Below are 15,786 nucleotides of genomic sequence, written 5' to 3'. Positions count from 1 at the left end.
GCGGGAAAGTCACGTTTCGGGCCGGGCGCCCCGTAGCGGGCGCTCTCCTGACCGGTCGTGACCGTGCTCCCGCTGCCGCGCGACTCCGCTGCCGTCCGAACCCGTTCCTGGGATCCTCGGGGCGAAACCGGGCGTGTTTCGGGGTGATTCCGGATTCATGTAATCGGCATCACACGGTAGCGTGATCGATGTTACCCGGCTCTAGGAGTGTGTGTGTCTGTCGTCAGTGAACTGCTGACCGCGATCGCCGGGTTACCTCGCCCGCTGCTGGTCGTGGTGGTCGGAGCGCTGGTACTGGGTGAGTGCACACTGGGCATCGGGTTCGTGGTGCCGGGGGAGAGCGGGCTGCTGATCGCCTCGGCCGCCGTGACGGACTTCGGGTTCTTCCTGACCCTGTCGGGGTCCGTGGCGCTGTTCGCCGCGCTCGGCGACAACATCGGTTTCCTGTTCGGACGTCGCTACGGTTGGCGGCTACGGGAGACCGCCGCGGTGCGCAAGCTGGGGCAGCGGCACTGGGACCGTGCTGGGACGCTGCTGCGGCGCTACGGCGTGGGCGCGGTGTTCGTGTCGAGGTTCCTGCCCGTGGTGCGTACGCTCACTCCCGCGGCGGCGGGTTCCTCCGGTCTGGGCTACGGCAGATTCCTGCCCGCTTCGCTGGTGGGCGCCGGAGCGTGGTCCACGTTGCACGTCGCCATCGGCTGGCTGGCGGGTGCCTCGGCCAAGTACGTCGAACACATCCTCGGCGGAGCCGGTTGGGCGGTGGTGGGAGTGCTGGTGCTGTCCGGAGCGGGCACCTGGCTCTGGCGGCGACGCAAGGCGCGGAAAACCGGTGCCGGGACCGGGGCCACCGACGACTTTTCCGGGCTGGACGACCTGGACCGAGCCGCGTGAGCGGTTCGTCCGGCTCTCCACCCTCGGTAAGCACGGCACTCGGTTGTCCTTCGCACGTCCCTCCACCGCAGGTGCGTCCGAGGTGGCGGCCTCCACCGAGTGGCTCCCGACACCTCGGACGAGTGATCCCGATCAGACGTTGCTCGCGACGTCGGTGCCGACACCGCGCCTGCGGATGTTGACCAGGTCCTCGCGTTGCTGCGGCAGAGTGCGTTCCCCCGCCCCCTCGATCACGAATCCCGCGTCGGCGATCAGTTGCCGGTCCTGGTCGCCGGTTCTGCCCTCGCTGGTCAGGTAATCGCCGAGAAAGATCGAGTTCGCCAGCTGCAGCGCCATGGCCTCCACGTTGCGCAGATGGATCTCCCGTCCTCCGGCGAGCCGGACCTCCACGTCGGGGAAGAAGAACCGGTACAGCGCCAGGATGCGCAGACACCGCTGTGGTGTCAGCCGCCACTCACCCGCCATCGGTGTCCCCTCCATCGGGATCAGGAAGTTGATCGGTACCGAGTCCGGGTCGAGCTCCCGTAGTTCGAAGGCCAGGCTCACCACGTCCTCGTCCGACTCGCCCATTCCGAATATCGCCCCGGAACAGGGGGAGAGTCCGGCACCGGTGGCGTTGCGCACCGTTTCCACCCGGTTCTCGAAGGTGTGGGTGGAGCAGATCTCGGCGTAGCGCTGTTCGTTGGTGTTGAGGTTGTGGCTGTAGGCGTGAGCACCGGCCGTTCGCAGCTGCTCGGCCTGGCCCGCCGCCAGCAGCCCGAGGCAGGCGCATATCTCCACGTCGGGCCGCTGCTGCTTGATCGCCCCGATCGTCTCGGCGATGCGGTCGATGTCACGTTGCCCGGGGCCGCGGCCACTGGCGACCAGACAGATGCGTTTCGCCCCGGCTTCGGCGGCCTCGTTCGCCGCGGTCGTCGCCTCCGCCGCCTTCACCCACGAGTACTTGAGAATTTCCGAGTTCGATCCCAGGCGCTGCGAGCAGTAGGTGCAGTCCTCCGGGCACAACCCGCTCTTCATGTTGATGATGGTGTTGAGTTTGACCCTGTTACCGAAGAAGTGTCGACGTACCCGTCCCGCGGCCGCGACCACGTCGAGCACGTCGAACTCCTCGGTCAGCAGCCGTTCGGCCGCCGTGCGACTCGGCGCCTCGCGTCGCAGCGCCTTCGTGACCAGCTCATCCAGTGTGATCGTCATGCCCTCGACACTCGTCGACCGGGCGAGTCGCGACAAGATCGTGAAACCTACAACATCGCTCCCGCCGAATTGTTCGGATGTAGCCGCTGGTGCCGAGAAAAGTGCCGCACTCCGGAACATCTCCGGAGTGCGGCACGGTCGTGACACGTGGTCCGCGCACGGACGCCGCCGTTGCGAGCGGGGCTGTCCTCACGGACCCACCCGATACGTCACAGGTTCGGGTACAGCGGGTGCTTGGCCGCCAGAGCCTCCACGCGGCCGCGCAGCTTCTTGCTCACCGACTCGTCGAAGTCGGAGTGCAGCGCGGTGGCGATGATCTCGGCGATCTCGGTGAAGTCCTCGGCGGCGAAACCGCGGGTGGCCAGTGCCGAGGTGCCGATGCGCAGTCCCGAGGTGACCATCGGGGGGCGCGGGTCGTTGGGTACCGCGTTGCGGTTGACCGTGATACCGATCTCGTGCATCCGGTCCTCGGCCTGCTGGCCGTCCAGCTCGGAGTCGCGCAGGTCCACCAGGACCAGGTGCACATCCGTGCCACCGGAGACGATCTGCACCCCCGCCGCCTTGGCGTCCTCGGCCTGCAGTCGGTCGGCGATGATCCGGGCGCCCTCCAGTGTGCGGCGCTGCCGGTCGGCGAACTCCTCACCGGCGGCCAGCTTGAACGCGACGGCCTTGCCCGCGATCACGTGTTCCAGCGGGCCGCCCTGCTGGCCGGGGAACACCGCCGAATTGAACTTCTTGCCCAGGTCCTCGTCGGAGGACAGGATCACACCGGCACGCGGCCCACCCAACGTCTTGTGGGTGGTGGTGGTCACCACGTGGGCGTGCGGTACCGGGTTGGGGTGAAGCCCGGCAGCGACCAGACCGGCGAAGTGGGCCATGTCCACCATGAGGTAGGCACCGACCTCGTCGGCGATCTCGCGGAACCGCTTGAAGTCCAGCTGCCGCGGGTAGGCGGACCAGCCCGCGATGATCACCTGCGGCTTGTTCTCCCGGGCGAGTCGGGCGACCTCGTCCATGTCGACCAGGTGGTCGTCCTCGCGGACCCGGTACGGCACCACGTTGTAGAGCTTGCCGGAGAAGTTCAGCCGCATCCCGTGAGTGAGGTGACCACCGTTGGCCAAATCCAGGCCGAGGATCGTGTCACCGGGCTTGAGCAGCGCGAACATCGCCGCCGAGTTGGCCTGCGCGCCGGAGTGCGGCTGCACGTTGGCGTAGGAGGCCCCGAACAGCTGCTTGACCCGGTCGATGGCGAGTCGCTCGACGACGTCGACGTGCTCGCAGCCGCCGTAATAGCGCTTGCCCGGGTAGCCCTCGGCGTACTTGTTGGTCAGTACCGACCCCTGAGCCTCCAACACCGACTGGGGTGCGAAGTTCTCCGAGGCGATCATCTCCAGCGTGTTCTGTTGCCGGTGCAGTTCCGCGTCGACCGCGTTGGCCACCTCGGGGTCGACCGATGCGAGCCTCTCGTTGAACAGATCGCCTGACGGCATGATCACTTACCTCCGTGTTCCTGATTCTCGGTGGAGCGGGTCGGGCGCGTTCAGCGGTTCCGGCTGTAGAAGGGCGGGTCAACGACCTCCACAGCGACTGCCTTGCCGCGAATGTCCACTTGTAACTCGGTTCCCGTCTTCGCGTAGGCGTGGTCCACATAGGCCATCGCGATCGGGTGTCCCAGCGTGGGCGACGGCGCACCGCTGGTCACGACGCCGATGTCGACGCCGTCACCGTCCAGTACCCGGTAACCGTGGCGTGGGGCGCGGCGGCCCGTTCCGCGCAGCCCCACCAGTGTGCGCTCCGCTGTCCGCTCCGCTGCGTCGGCGAGCGCGGCGCGTCCCACGAAATCTCCCGACTTGTCCAGCCGGACCACCCTGCCCAGATTGGCGTCGAACGGGGTCACCGCGGTGGAGAGCTCGTGACCGTGCAACGGCATACCGGCCTCCAACCGTAGTGTGTCCCGGCATGCCAAGCCGGCGGGCTGTATCCCGTGCGGGGCGCCCGCCTCGCTGAGCGCCTGCCAAACCGTAGCGGCGTCGTTGACGGATGTGAACAGCTCGAAACCGTCTTCGCCGGTATAGCCGGTGCGGGCGAGTAGAACATCACAATTGGCTACCCTGCCGGGGTACCCCGCGAAGTACTTGACCGCTGTCAGGTCGATCTCGGTCAACGGTGCCAGGATGTCCTTGGCCACCGGGCCCTGAACCGCGATCAAGGCATACTCGTCGGACAGGTCGGCGTACTCGGTGTCGAAACCGCGTACCCGCTCGGCCAGCTCGGCGGAGACCACGGCGGTGTTCGCGGCATTGGCGACCACGAGGAACTCCTGTTCGCCGGTGCGGTAGACGATCAGATCGTCCAGTACGCCGCCCGCCTCGTCGCAGATCATCGTGTAGCGCGCACGCCCGACCGTGATCGCCGAAGCGTTGGCCACCAGCGCGTAGTCCAGCGCCTCGGCGGCCTGGGGGCCGCTGATACGAAGCTCGCCCATGTGCGTGAGATCGAACAGGCCCGCCGTGCCGCGTACCGCGTTGTGCTCGTTGATGTCACCCGAGTAGCGCAGCGGCATCTCCCAGCCCGCGAACTCGGTGAAGGTGGCCCCAAGCTGCTGGTGAATCTCGTGCAGTGGTGTCTTGCGGGACGGTGACATGATGGGAACTCCTGATAGGTCGGCGCCTGCTCGGCGTCTCCCCGGAGTCATTGGCCTGAGAGTTTCACCGCGCTGTGCGGCTTGCACCGTGGGCGAGGGGCACGTAACCCCTGCTTTCCTCCTGAATCGCCTGGTGCCATGCGGTGATCGGGCCTGAGAGTTTGTCGGGGAGTGTTGCTCCTTCGGCGCTCCGCGCGCACGTTGGGGCCATTGCCGTGGCCGGGCAGCGATGCCGCGAGCCGAGTGCGGAGTCTCTCCCGCATGACGTCATGGGCGCACTCTTCGATTGTAGCGTGAACGCTACGTAGCCCCGGCTGTCGAGTCAACAGCAGCGCAGCCGAGCATGGCCGGGTTTCCCCCGCGCGTGTGGCGCGCGCCAGGGCCGCCGAGTGGTGTTCGCGTTTACGGGAACTCGACCGGGTGCGGCACTCAGTGGATCTCGTCGAGATCCGTGTAGCGTTTGCGCAGCCCTTCCGTGAAGGCGTGTAGTGCCAGCTCGAAACTGGCGTTGTCGATCTCCGTCGCGTGACTGCGCAGCAGATGTGCTCTGCCGAGGTTGGGGAACCTCTCGTCGTAGACCTCGGCGTCGTCGACGAACCCGCCCGCGAACGATCCCATCGCGCTGCCCACCACGAGATACTTCACGGAAGCCCCGATCATGGTCGCGTAGCGCTGCGGCCAACCGGCCTCGACCAGCCCGCCGTGCACCGCGTCGGCCCGGCGCAGTGCCGCTTCCCGGCGAGCGGGGCCCGAGGCGAGGAACGGTACCAGGTTGGGGTGTTCCACCAACGCCCGGCGATAGGAGCGGGCCCAGACGGTCACGCCCGTGACCCAGTCCGTCTCGAAGCCGGAGACGTCCACCTGGTCCATCATCGAGTTGGCGAGATCGTGCAGCAGTTCGTCCTTGTTGGGGACGTAGTTGTACAGCGAAGCCGCCCGCACTCCCAGCCGTTCCGCCAGGCGTCGCATCGAGAGTGCCTCCAGCCCGGCGGTGTCGATGATCTCGAGTGCGGACTCTCGGATGCGCTCCATCGACAGCAGGGGCGTGCTCGGTCTGGGCAAGAAGTGGCCTCCGGGACCTGTTCGGGGGCGAGTCCGGTTTCGTTGTTCTCGAGTCTTGTCAAACGTTGTCGTCGATTTTAGGGTCTCATAAAACTAACGTCGTTAGTTAAGCTGTCGGCCGCAGTGCTGCGTGCCGCACGCGGTAGCGGCTCCTGGCTATTGAGGAGGTCGCTGATGACCACGAATCATCCGGACACTGTGACAGGGGAGCAGCCGATGGCCACGGGTTCGTCCGCCTCGCTCTCACTCGCTTCGGTGCTCGCGGAACCCGCCCGCCGCACTCCGGAAGCCCCGGCCGTGCTGGAGGGCTCGGAGCGGGTGGATTACGGCGAGCTCTGGGAGCAGGTGCGTCGCCACGCCGCCGCACTGCGGGAGCTCGGTGTCAGCGCGGGGGACCGGATCGCTCTGGTTGCCCCGAACGTCGTGGACTTCGTTCGTGCCTACTACGCGGTGCAGGTGGTCGGCGCGGTCGTGGTGCCCGTTCCGGTGTTGCTCGTCGCTTCGGAAGCCGCCCATCTGGTCTCGGACTCGGGCGCGAAAATGATCCTGGGGCACAGCAGTCAACTGGAACTGGCCCGGGGCTGTGCCGAACGAACCGGTGCGAGCGTGGTGACCCTGGGGGAAGTCGACTCCCGGCAGTGGGTCTCCCGCCAGGGGGAGTACGACGAGCCCTCGCTGACCGAGCTGGCTGCCGGGGCCGAGCCGTTGTCCGGTTTCGTGACGCGCGCACCGCAGGACGAGGCGGTCGTCTTCTATACCAGCGGGACCACCGGCAAACCCAAGGGTGCCGTGTTGACCCAGCTGAACATGGTCATGAACGCTACGGTCAACGCTTTCGACGCCAACGACACCGATTCGAGTGATCTGGTGCTGGGATGCCTGCCGTTGTTCCACGTTTTCGGCCAGACGGTCTCGATGAACACCACGTTCCGTGCCGGTGCCTGCCTGGTGCTGCAACCCGCCTTCGATCCGGCACAGGCGCTGGAACTGATTCGTGAGCACGGAATTACCCAGTTCAACGGAGTACCCACGATGTTCGGCCGGATGCTGGAAGCCGCCCCGCCGGACCTGCGGTTGCCAAGCCTACGACTGTGTGTCTCCGGTGGGGCCGCGCTGCCGGTTTCGGTGCTGGAGCGTTTCAACGAGCGGTTCGGCGCTCGAATCCTGGAGGGCTACGGCCTCTCCGAGACCTCGCCGACCGCAACGGTCAACCAGCCCTCCATCGGAACGCGGGCGGGCACCGTGGGGCATCCGTTGTGGGGTGTCGAGGTCGAGATCGCCGAGCCGGACTCCGAGCGGATCGAGCTGTTGCCCCGCGGCACCCGCGGCGAGGTCGTCGTACGTGGGCACAACGTGTTCGCCGGTTACCTCGGGAATCCGGAGGCGACTCGTGCCGCGCTCGTCGACGGCTGGTTCCGTACCGGCGACATCGGGGTCAGGGACGAGGACGGGTTCCTGTCCATCGTCGACCGCAAGAAGGAACTGATCATTCGCAACGGATACAACGTCTACCCGCGGGAGGTCGAGGAGCTGCTGCTGGAGCATCCCGAGCTGGCACAGGTGGCGGTCGTCGGGCTGCCGGACCCCACCCGTGGCGAAGAGGTCTGCGCGGTAGCGGTGCATGCCAAACTGTCGGCAGGGGATACCGACCAGTCGGTTAGCGATCGGGTGGTCGAGTGGGCCGCGGCCCGGCTGGCGGCGCACAAGTATCCGCGACGAGTGGTCTTCACCGACGAGCTCCCGCTCGGGCCCAGCCACAAGGTGCTCAAACGGGAGCTGCGGGACCGGATCATTCGGGACGAACAACAGGCGAGCCGAAACTGAAGGAGTGCAACGTGGCTCAACAACTGGACGAACGAGTGGCTGTCGTGACCGGAGCCGGAAGGGGGATCGGCGCCGGTATCGCCGAGAAGCTCGCTTCCGACGGAGCCGCCGTCGCCGTGGTGGACCTCGACGAGTCCACCTGCGCCGAGACCGTGCGGCGTATCACCGACGCGGGTGGGTCGGCACTGGCCGTGGCTGCCGACGTCACCGACTCGGACTCGGTGGAAAATGCCTTCGGCCGGATCTCGGAGCAGTTGGGAACCGTCGGTGTGCTGGTCAACAACGCCGGGGTCACCAAGGACAACATGCTGTTCAAGATGTCCGAGCAGGACTGGGACACCGTCATGGGGGTTCACCTGCGTGGTGCTTTCCTGTGCAGCAAGGCCGCACAGCAGCAGATGGTGCCCCAGCGCTGGGGAAAGATCGTGAACCTTTCCAGCGTGTCCGCGCTCGGCAATCGCGGCCAGGCGAACTACTCCACCGCGAAAGCGGGAGTGCAGGGGTTCACCAGAACCCTGGCGATCGAGCTGGGACCGTTCGGCATCAATGTCAACGCGATCGCGCCCGGTTTCATCGTCTCCGAAATGACCGCGTCCACGGCCGAGCGGCTCGGAATGACCTTTGAGCAGCTGCAGGAGGGAGCGGCCGCCGAGACGCCGGTACGCCGCGTCGGTCAGCCCGCCGACATCGCCAACGCGGTGAGCTTTCTGGCCAGTGAACAGTCCTCGTTCGTAACCGGTCAGACGCTCTATGTCGACGGCGGTCGCAAGCTCGGCTGACCCCGGTCCGCACTCGGCGCACCGGTGCGGCCGGTGCGCCGTCCCCCGTCACATTCTCGGCGATTTCCCGCGAAATCGCCGTTGCCGCCACCGAGGAGGGCTTGTCATGGTTGATTTCGCACTGTCGGACACCGAACGTGATATTCGCGACTGGGTTCGCAACTTCGTCCAGCGTGAGCTGATGCCACTGGAGCAGCAGGTTCTCGACCGGGAACGGCGTGGTGAGCGCGGTCTGACCAAGGAGGAGACCCAGCAGCTGCGCGACAAGGCACGCCAGGCGGGTTTCTGGGGGGTGCAGACTCCGGAGGAGTACGGCGGCATGGGGTTGTCCGCGGTGCTGACGGCCCTGGTCGAGGTGGAGCTCGGCCGGACCTTCGTGCCGTTCAGTTTCGGAGGCGCCGCGGACAACATCCTCTACTACGGCAACGAGGAGCAGAAACAGCGCTATCTGCTCCCGACTATCGAGGGGACCCGGAAGTCCTGCTTCGCGATAACCGAACCGGACGCCGGTTCTGACGCGAAAAACATTCGCACCACTGCTCGTAAGGAAGGGGCGGAGTGGGTCATCGACGGTGAGAAGACGTTCATCACCGGTGGCATCGACGCCGACTTCGCCATGGTCTTCGCCGTCACCGACAGGGAGAAGGGGGCTGACGGCGGAGTCACCTGCTTCCTTGTCGACCGAGACATGGGCTGGACCTCGGAACCCATCGACATCATGGGGGAGTGGGACCGGCAACCCGCCGCGCTGACCTTCGACGGTGTCCGGGTGCCGGAGGAGAACGTGCTCGGCGAGGTGGGCAACGGCTTCGGACTCGCCATGCAGTGGATCGGGCGGGGCAGGTATCTGCTACCCGCGCGCGCCCTGGGCGGCTGTGAACGCATGGTGGAAATGGCCACGGAGTACTCGCAGTCCCGCAGGACTTTCGGGGCCCCGATCGCGGACCGGCAGGCCATCCAGTGGATGATCGCGGACTCCGCCGTCGAGATCGAGGCGTTGCGCTGGCTGGTGCTGCAGGCTGCCTGGCAGGTTGACCAGGGCATGGACTCCCGTCACGCGCAGTCCCTCGCCAAGCTGCACGGCGGTGTCCGCGCCAACGAGATCGTGGATCGGGTGATGCAGATCCACGGCGGCATGGGCTATACCAGGGAACTTCCCATCGAGCGCTGGTACCGGGACCTGCGGCTGCTGCGTATCTTCGAGGGGACCGACGAGATCCAGCGTCGTACCGTGGCGCGCAACCTGCTCAAGGGGCATGCCTCGATACGCGGCGTGCTGGGCTGATGCCCCGGTAAAGCACCACGCCCGGCGGAACTCCGTCACCTCTGCTCCGTCCCGGGCCCGCGGTTGCCCGGGGGTTCGCGTGACGTTCCGCCGGGTGTGACGGCGGTCTCACCTCGTGATTCCGGTGGGTACTCTGGACGTCGGACGGCCCCGACTGGACGGCAGGAGCGATCATGTCGATCTTCAAAAAGGTAGCCAAGATAGCCGCCTTCGCCAAGAGTCCGCAGGGCAGGCGCGCGATCGAGCAGGCGAAGCGTTACGCCCAGGACCCCAAGAACAAGGAAAAGATCGACCGGGTCGTGAGCAAGGTCAAGGGCAGGGGGAGGAGTCACTGACTCCTCGACGACTCCGGGTGGCCTTCCCGAGGACAGGAGCGCGTGGGGCGGTACTCGTGCGTACGGCGGCTCCCCCGTGCGCCCTGTCCGAGTTTTGCCTCGTGGCGGCCCGGACGTGAGCTCGGGAGGTCCGCTCCCGTGATCATCCCGGCGACTCCGGTTGCCGAAATCCTCGGACGAAGCGCGTCGGATACGCGTCGAACTGCCCGGCCGGTGCACCGGCCGGGCAGTTCTGCTCTCTGCTCGTCGTCCCGTCTAGGGTCCCTCCGGAGCGCGGGCTGTTCCTCGACTCGAAGAACCACTAGGGTGCCACACGTACGATCACCGTTCGGGCACGGAGCGTTAGTTGGGCAGGGTCTACGTAGTCGGAACCTTCGATACCAAAGGCGACGAACTCGGGTACGTCGCCGACCTGCTTCGTGCCGACGGCTCGTCGGTGGTGACCGTGGACCTGTGTACGGCGGGAGCGGGCTCCGCCGCGGCCGCCTCGATCCCCTCCGAATCGGTGGCCGAGCATCATCCGCACGGTAGTGCTGCCGTGTTCACCGGAGAACGCGGCTCCGCGGTTACCGCGATGTCGGAGGCGTTCCGACGGTTTCTACTCACCCGCGAGGATGTCGCGGGAATCCTCGGTGCGGGCGGCTCGGGAGCCACCGCACTGGTTACGCCCGCCATGCGAGCGTTGCCCGTCGGTGTTCCGAAGTTCGTGGTCTCCACAGTCGCTTCCGGAGACGTTTCCGGCTACGTCGACGCCAGCGACATCACGATGATGCCCGCGGTCACCGATGTCGCCGGGCTGAACCGGATATCGAGGCGGGTGTTGGCCAACGCCGCGCACGCCCTGCACGGGGCAGCGAACGCGACCCCGCCGGAGGTGGCCGACAGGAACGCCGTCGGCCTTTCCATGTTCGGTGTGACCACTCCGTGCGTCAGCGCCGTAGCCGAAGAGCTCGCGGCCGAGTACGATCCGCTGGTTTTCCACGCGACCGGAACCGGGGGCCGCGCGATGGAGAAACTGGTCGATGACGGGCTGCTGTACGCGCTGGTGGACATCACCACCACCGAGATCTGCGACCTCGTTTCCGGTGGGGTGATGAGTGCGGGCGGGGAACGGCTCGACGCGCCCGCCCGAGCGGGGTTGCCCTACGTGGGTTCCTGCGGGGCGCTGGACATGGTCAATTTCGGCGCTCCGAACACCGTGCCGGACCGATACCGTGACCGGCTGCTCTACGAGCACAATCCGCGGGTAACCCTGATGCGTACCAACCAGGCGGAATGCGAGGCCATCGGTCTGTTCCTGGCCGACAAGCTCAATGCCTTACCCGGCCGGGTGAGATTCCTGCTGCCCGAGGGTGGAGTGTCGGCGTTGGATGCTGCGGGCGGCCCCTTCCATGACCCGGAAGCCGACGAAGTGTTGTTCGACACACTCGAACGTAACGTGGTGCAGCACGAACAACGGCGTCTGATCCGGCTGCCGCACAACATCAACGATTCGCAGTTCGTCCGGGCGTTGCTGGACGCGTTCCACGAGGTGGTGGCTGATGAGTGAACAGCACCGTGACACGAGTTATCGGGAAGGACCGCCGGATCGTGCGGGCATCCTGCGGCGGCTGTACGACAAGGTGGAGCGTGGCGTACCGATAGTCGGCGGGGGCGCGGGAACGGGGCTGTCCGCCAAGTCGGAGGAAGCCGCTGGGATAGATCTCCTCGTGTTGTACAACTCGGGGCGTTACCGCATGGCAGGCAGGGGATCGCTGGCGGGACTCCTCGCTTACGGGAACGCCAACGACATCGTGCTGGAAATGGCGCGCGAGGTGTTGCCCGTGGTCCGAAACACGCCGGTGTTGGCGGGAGTGAACGGAACGGACCCGTTCATGATTCGGGAGAAGTTTCTCGCGGAACTGCGTGATCTGGGATTCGCCGGAGTGCAGAACTTTCCCACCGTCGGCCTCATCGATGGTGTGTTCCGGGCGAATCTGGAGGAAACGGGGATGGGATTCGACCGTGAGGTGGAAATGATCCGCGCCGCCCGCGAAATGGATCTGCTCACGACGCCCTATGTTTTTTCCGCGGACGACGCGCGGGCGATGACGCGCGCGGGAGCCGACGTGATCGTTTGCCACATGGGGCTCACCACCGGCGGAAGTATCGGCGCCGAAACAGCGCCGAGTCTGGACGAATGTGTGGCCTCGGTCGAGGAGTGGTCGGCGGCGGCCACCGAGATTCGCGAGGATGTTCTCGTGCTCTGTCACGGCGGTCCCATAAGCGCGCCCGCGGACATGGCTTACGTGCTCTCGAAGACCGGCCGTTGTCACGGATTCTACGGTGCCAGCAGCATGGAGAGACTACCGACCGAACAGGCGATCACCGCTCGGACCGGCGAGTTTCTGGAGCAGCGGGGATCCGGCTGAAGCGTACGGTGGCCTCCCGGGCCGCATGGTGGTGCTGGGCCGATCGCCCGCGCGGGGCGCGGAGCGCTGACCGGTTCTTCGTCTCCCGACACGTTCTCCGCTCGTTTTCGGGATCGGCGGGATGTCCGGGGCGGAGCTGGCGGAAACGTCTCAGCGTCGGGAGGTCGGACAAAACCAACGAACGTGCCGGCAGCGGTCGCGGCCTGCACGGCCAAAATTTGTTACGGGTTCCAGTTACCCGCGATAAGGAGTGTGTTGGTTCGTGGCCGAGTCGTATTCCAGCGCCCTGGTGCAAGCTCCGGTGGATCGTGTTTGGCGTGTTTTCGGTGATTTCGCTGCCCTAGCCGAGTGGCATCCGGCCATAACCGCGGGCGAACTCGAACAGGATTCGTCTCCGTTCGCGGTGGGAGCCGTGCGGGAACTCCGGTTGGCCGACGGTTCGACCGTGCGGGAGCGGCTGATCGCGTTCGATTCGCTTCGACGATCCTACGGTTACGAAATGCTCGAAGGACCGTTCCCGGTGTGGAACTATCGAGCCACGGTTCGCGTGGCGCCGATTACCACCATCGGCGCGACCTTCGCCGAGTGGTGGGCGTCTTACGACCTCGCCACCGATCCGGACACCGACCGGGCGGCCGAGCTCGATCGTGTTTTCCGTGAGGACGTGTTCGCCACCGGCCTGATCGCCCTGGGGCGGATCTGCGCGGAGTGACGCCGGGTCGCCGGTGCGATCGTCGCCCCGACCGTTTCCGTCGGCTTCCCGTGCCTTCCGCCTCCGTTGCCGCCACTTCGTGCGGTGCCGAACGCGACCGAGGAGTTCGGCCATGACTCGGCGCTCCGGAAGTATTTTGTTGCACAGCGAAAATGGCGACGGGATATGTAATGGGCGGGCTGGCGCGCGTCGAATATGCCAACGGTTAGAGTCGTACGCGTGCCAAGCAGCTTCGTGCAGTCCGCAGCAGATTCAACAGATCCCGAGATCGGAGCCGAGCGCGTCGTCGTCACCGGCGGATCGGGTTTCGTCGGAAGAGCCGTGGTCAGGGCGTTCGTGCAACGTGGCAACCCGGTGACGATCGTCGATCGAGTGACTCCCGAGATACCCGAGCAGTATCGTCACCTGGTCACACACGTGGCAGGCGAGCTGACAGATCCGCAGGTGCGGGAAGCGGCTGTTCCGGAGAACAGTGCCGGGATCATCCACCTGGCCGCCATCACCTCGGTGTTGCGTTCCGTGGACAAACCCGCGGAGACTTTCTCCGAGAACGTCGAGGTCACCCAGGGGTTGCTCGAACTGGCGCGGCAGCGTGGTGTTGGACGTTTCGTGCTGGCCTCGACCAACGCGGTGGTCGGGGACATCGGTTACGGGACCATCTCCGAGCGGCTCCCGCTGCAACCGCTGACCCCCTACGGTTCGACCAAGGCCGCCTGCGAGATGCTGCTGTCGGGTTACAGCGGCGCCTACGGCATAGCGACAACCGCACTGCGGTTCACGAACATCTACGGCCCGGGCATGAGCCACAAGGACAGTTTCGTCCCCAGGCTGATGCGTGCGGCGCTGGCGGGTGAAGGTGTGGAGGTCTACGGCGACGGTTCGCAGAGCCGCGACTTCGTGCATATCGACGACGTGGTTCAGGCCATCACGGCATCCTGGGACAAGCAGTACAGCGGAACCGCGGTGATCGGCTCCGGAAGCTCCATCTCGGTCATGGAACTCATCGAATCGGTACGCGCCGCCACGGGCAAGGAACTGCCGGTCACGCACGTACCCGCCAAGAACGGCGAGATGCCCGCCGTGATCGTCGAGATCGAGAAGGCCAGGCGGGAACTGGGATACACACCCAACGTGCGGTTGACCGACGGGTTGCGCACGGTGTGGGATGACTTCCGTGACGCTGCCGACAGGGTGTCCGCAGCGACATGACCACTCGACTGTTGCGCACAGTCCGCCAGCACTGGTTGCTGGTGCTGTTCCTGTTCGTCGGCGTGCTGCTGCGGATCGTGGTGGAGATCGCGTACCAGCCTGCGCTGCTCTACATCGACTCCTTCCGATACCTGAAGGACCTCGGGGTCTTTTTCCCGGGCAACATCAACCCCATCGGCTACGAGGTGTTGCTTCTCGGTCCGGTTCTACTGATCGGCGATCTGGGACTCGTGGCGATAGTGCAGCACCTGCTGGGGTTGGCGCTGGCACTTTCCAGTTACGCGTTGCTGATGCGTTTCGGGTGCAGGCGGTGGTTGGCCGCGCTCGCGGTGGCTCCGGTGCTGCTGGACGCCTACCAGCTCCAGATCGAGCACCTGATCATGTCCGACCTGCTGTTCCAGGTAATGCTGCTGCTCGTGGTCATCCTGCTGACCTGGTGGGGCACCCCCGGGCCCCGTCTGGCTCTGCTGGGGGGCCTGTTGCTCGGCGGTTCCGTGCTGGTGCGTCTGGTCGGTCTCACCCTGGTGGTACCCGCGGCGGTCTTCGTGTTGCTGGCGGCCGGGCTGCGTCCGAGGGATGGCTGGAGGCGACGACTGGGATCGGCCCTGGCGCTGGTGGCAGGCTTCGTGTTCATGCTCTCCGCCTACGCGGGGTACCACATGTACTGGACCGGCGTCCCAGCTCTCGGTGGTTCCACCGGTAGTGTCGTCTTCGGGCGCACCGCGATGGTCGCCGACTGCGAGCGGCTCGAACTGACGCCCGCCCAGCAAGCTGTGTGCCCGGAAGCCCCGGTGGCCGAGCGCAAGCGTACGGGCATCGACTACTATATGCACTTTTTCCACAACGAGGTCGACGCAGGTGAGCTGCCCGAGGAGGTCAGTTACTCCGAGGCACAGCACTCACTGGCGTTCAAGGTACTGCGCAACCAGCCCTTCGAAGTGTTCGCGGGTATCGCCAAGGACTTCGCCAAGGGGTTCGCGCCGATGCGGACACTCTCCCCCGGTGATGTTCCGCTGGCCCGCTGGCAGTTCCAGACCGAGTACCCGCTCTACACCCATGAGTGGGTAACGCTGGATTGGCTGGAGTACTACGATCAGGGCAGTTACTCCGTCAACGAGCGTGCGGCGGGCTTCCTGCGCGCATACCAGCTGGGGGGAGGTTACACTCCTGGCACCGTTCTGGGGCTGGCTCTGGTCCTCACCGTAGCGGCGATGCTGGGGGTGGGGAGAGCCCGCCGGAGTGGACTCCGGGCCGTCTGCCTGCTTTCCGGCGGCTTGGGTACCGCGGTGTTGTTCACAGCGGCGGCGATGGAGTTCTCCTGGCGTTATCAACTACCCGCACTCGTCCTGCTGCCATTGGCGGGTGCGTTGGGGATCACGGCCATTACCGGCCGTCGAATTGATACGAAGGGTTCCACGACGAACCGGTAGCCGAGATCAC

14 protein-coding genes and 2 riboswitches are annotated in these 15,786 nt (G+C 66.0%); of the genes, 10 read left to right on the top strand and 4 right to left on the bottom strand.

Features of this window, described 5'->3' with window-relative positions:
* Window positions 1–213: 213 nt before the first annotated feature.
* The gene (locus ACOQFL_RS06105) at window positions 214–891 is read left to right on the top strand and encodes a DedA family protein (protein WP_435543105.1); all 678 of its coding nucleotides are present in this window, start codon (window positions 214–216) and stop codon (window positions 889–891) included.
* A gap of 132 nt (window positions 892–1,023) precedes the next feature.
* On the opposite strand, the gene bioB is transcribed toward ACOQFL_RS06105, so the two are convergent.
* The 4 genes from bioB to ACOQFL_RS06085 all read right to left on the bottom strand — a co-directional run bounded on the left by bioB (window position 1,024) and on the right by ACOQFL_RS06085 (window position 5,791).
* A complete protein-coding gene (bioB, locus tag ACOQFL_RS06100; RefSeq protein ID WP_435543104.1) occupies window positions 1,024–2,085 on the bottom strand; it encodes a biotin synthase BioB in 1,062 nt (353 codons plus the stop codon).
* Window positions 2,086–2,294: 209 nt separating this feature from the next.
* Window positions 2,295–3,575 carry a serine hydroxymethyltransferase gene (gene glyA / locus ACOQFL_RS06095; RefSeq protein WP_435543103.1) on the bottom strand — a complete coding sequence of 427 codons (1,281 nt, stop codon included), beginning with the start codon at window positions 3,573–3,575 and terminating at the stop codon, window positions 2,295–2,297.
* 50 nt (window positions 3,576–3,625) lie between these two features.
* A complete protein-coding gene (gcvT, locus tag ACOQFL_RS06090; RefSeq protein WP_435543102.1) occupies window positions 3,626–4,729 on the bottom strand; it encodes a glycine cleavage system aminomethyltransferase GcvT in 1,104 nt (367 codons plus the stop codon).
* Between the two features lie 34 nt (window positions 4,730–4,763).
* Window positions 4,764–4,860: riboswitch (glycine riboswitch) on the bottom strand.
* Window positions 4,861–4,999, bottom strand: a riboswitch (glycine riboswitch).
* 159 nt (window positions 5,000–5,158) lie between these two features.
* Complete coding sequence (locus ACOQFL_RS06085) at window positions 5,159–5,791, bottom strand: TetR/AcrR family transcriptional regulator (RefSeq protein ID WP_435543101.1); 633 nt, start codon at window positions 5,789–5,791, stop codon at window positions 5,159–5,161.
* Between the two features lie 174 nt (window positions 5,792–5,965).
* Between ACOQFL_RS06085 and ACOQFL_RS06080 the strand changes: the two genes are divergently transcribed.
* The 9 genes from ACOQFL_RS06080 to ACOQFL_RS06040 all read left to right on the top strand — a co-directional run bounded on the left by ACOQFL_RS06080 (window position 5,966) and on the right by ACOQFL_RS06040 (window position 15,776).
* On the top strand, window positions 5,966–7,615 hold the full coding sequence (locus ACOQFL_RS06080) for an AMP-binding protein (protein WP_435543100.1): 1,650 nt from the start codon (window positions 5,966–5,968) through the stop codon (window positions 7,613–7,615).
* Window positions 7,616–7,626: 11 nt separating this feature from the next.
* Complete coding sequence (gene fabG, locus ACOQFL_RS06075) at window positions 7,627–8,394, top strand: 3-oxoacyl-ACP reductase FabG (RefSeq protein ID WP_435543099.1); 768 nt, start codon at window positions 7,627–7,629, stop codon at window positions 8,392–8,394.
* A gap of 106 nt (window positions 8,395–8,500) precedes the next feature.
* A complete protein-coding gene (locus ACOQFL_RS06070; protein ID WP_435543098.1) occupies window positions 8,501–9,679 on the top strand; it encodes an acyl-CoA dehydrogenase family protein in 1,179 nt (392 codons plus the stop codon).
* Between the two features lie 173 nt (window positions 9,680–9,852).
* Window positions 9,853–10,014, top strand: coding sequence for a hypothetical protein (locus tag ACOQFL_RS06065; protein WP_435543097.1), 162 nt, complete (start codon window positions 9,853–9,855; stop codon window positions 10,012–10,014).
* A 346-nt stretch (window positions 10,015–10,360) separates the two neighbouring features.
* Window positions 10,361–11,563, top strand: a complete 1,203-nt coding sequence (locus ACOQFL_RS06060) for a Tm-1-like ATP-binding domain-containing protein (RefSeq protein ID WP_435543096.1) — start codon at window positions 10,361–10,363, stop codon at window positions 11,561–11,563.
* Window positions 11,556–12,425 carry a phosphoenolpyruvate hydrolase family protein gene (locus ACOQFL_RS06055; protein ID WP_435543095.1) on the top strand — a complete coding sequence of 290 codons (870 nt, stop codon included), beginning with the start codon at window positions 11,556–11,558 and terminating at the stop codon, window positions 12,423–12,425. The genes ACOQFL_RS06060 and ACOQFL_RS06055 overlap by 8 nt, the downstream gene beginning before the upstream one ends.
* 262 nt (window positions 12,426–12,687) lie before the next feature.
* Entirely contained in the window at window positions 12,688–13,137 is a 450-nt protein-coding gene (locus ACOQFL_RS06050) for an SRPBCC family protein (RefSeq protein WP_435543094.1), read from the top strand.
* A gap of 267 nt (window positions 13,138–13,404) precedes the next feature.
* Window positions 13,405–14,346 (top strand): NAD-dependent epimerase/dehydratase family protein, encoded by a 942-nt coding sequence (locus ACOQFL_RS06045; protein ID WP_435543362.1) that lies wholly within the window; start codon window positions 13,405–13,407, stop codon window positions 14,344–14,346.
* Window positions 14,343–15,776 carry a hypothetical protein gene (locus ACOQFL_RS06040; RefSeq protein WP_435543093.1) on the top strand — a complete coding sequence of 478 codons (1,434 nt, stop codon included), beginning with the start codon at window positions 14,343–14,345 and terminating at the stop codon, window positions 15,774–15,776. Before ACOQFL_RS06045 ends, ACOQFL_RS06040 begins: the two co-directional genes overlap by 4 nt.
* Window positions 15,777–15,786: the final 10 nt, after the last annotated feature.

Source organism: Actinopolyspora sabaoui, from assembly GCF_051225635.1.
Taxonomy (GTDB): Bacteria; Actinomycetota; Actinomycetes; order Mycobacteriales; family Pseudonocardiaceae; genus Actinopolyspora.
This window is presented reverse-complemented; position numbering and strand designations above follow the sequence as displayed.

Bases quoted from the DNA above. Each gene is read 5' to 3' on its own strand.
- bioB (WP_435543104.1), bottom strand. From the start codon at position 2,085: ATGACGATCACACTGGATGAGCTGGTCACGAAGGCGCTGCGACGCGAG.
- glyA (WP_435543103.1), bottom strand. From the start codon at position 3,575: ATGCCGTCAGGCGATCTGTTCAACGAGAGGCTCGCATCGGTCGACCCC.
- gcvT (WP_435543102.1), bottom strand. From the start codon at position 4,729: ATGTCACCGTCCCGCAAGACACCACTGCACGAGATTCACCAGCAGCTT.
- ACOQFL_RS06080 (WP_435543100.1), top strand. From the start codon at position 5,966: ATGACCACGAATCATCCGGACACTGTGACAGGGGAGCAGCCGATGGCC.
- ACOQFL_RS06070 (WP_435543098.1), top strand. From the start codon at position 8,501: ATGGTTGATTTCGCACTGTCGGACACCGAACGTGATATTCGCGACTGG.
- ACOQFL_RS06065 (WP_435543097.1), top strand. From the start codon at position 9,853: ATGTCGATCTTCAAAAAGGTAGCCAAGATAGCCGCCTTCGCCAAGAGT.
- ACOQFL_RS06055 (WP_435543095.1), top strand. From the start codon at position 11,556: ATGAGTGAACAGCACCGTGACACGAGTTATCGGGAAGGACCGCCGGAT.
- ACOQFL_RS06040 (WP_435543093.1), top strand. From the start codon at position 14,343: ATGACCACTCGACTGTTGCGCACAGTCCGCCAGCACTGGTTGCTGGTG.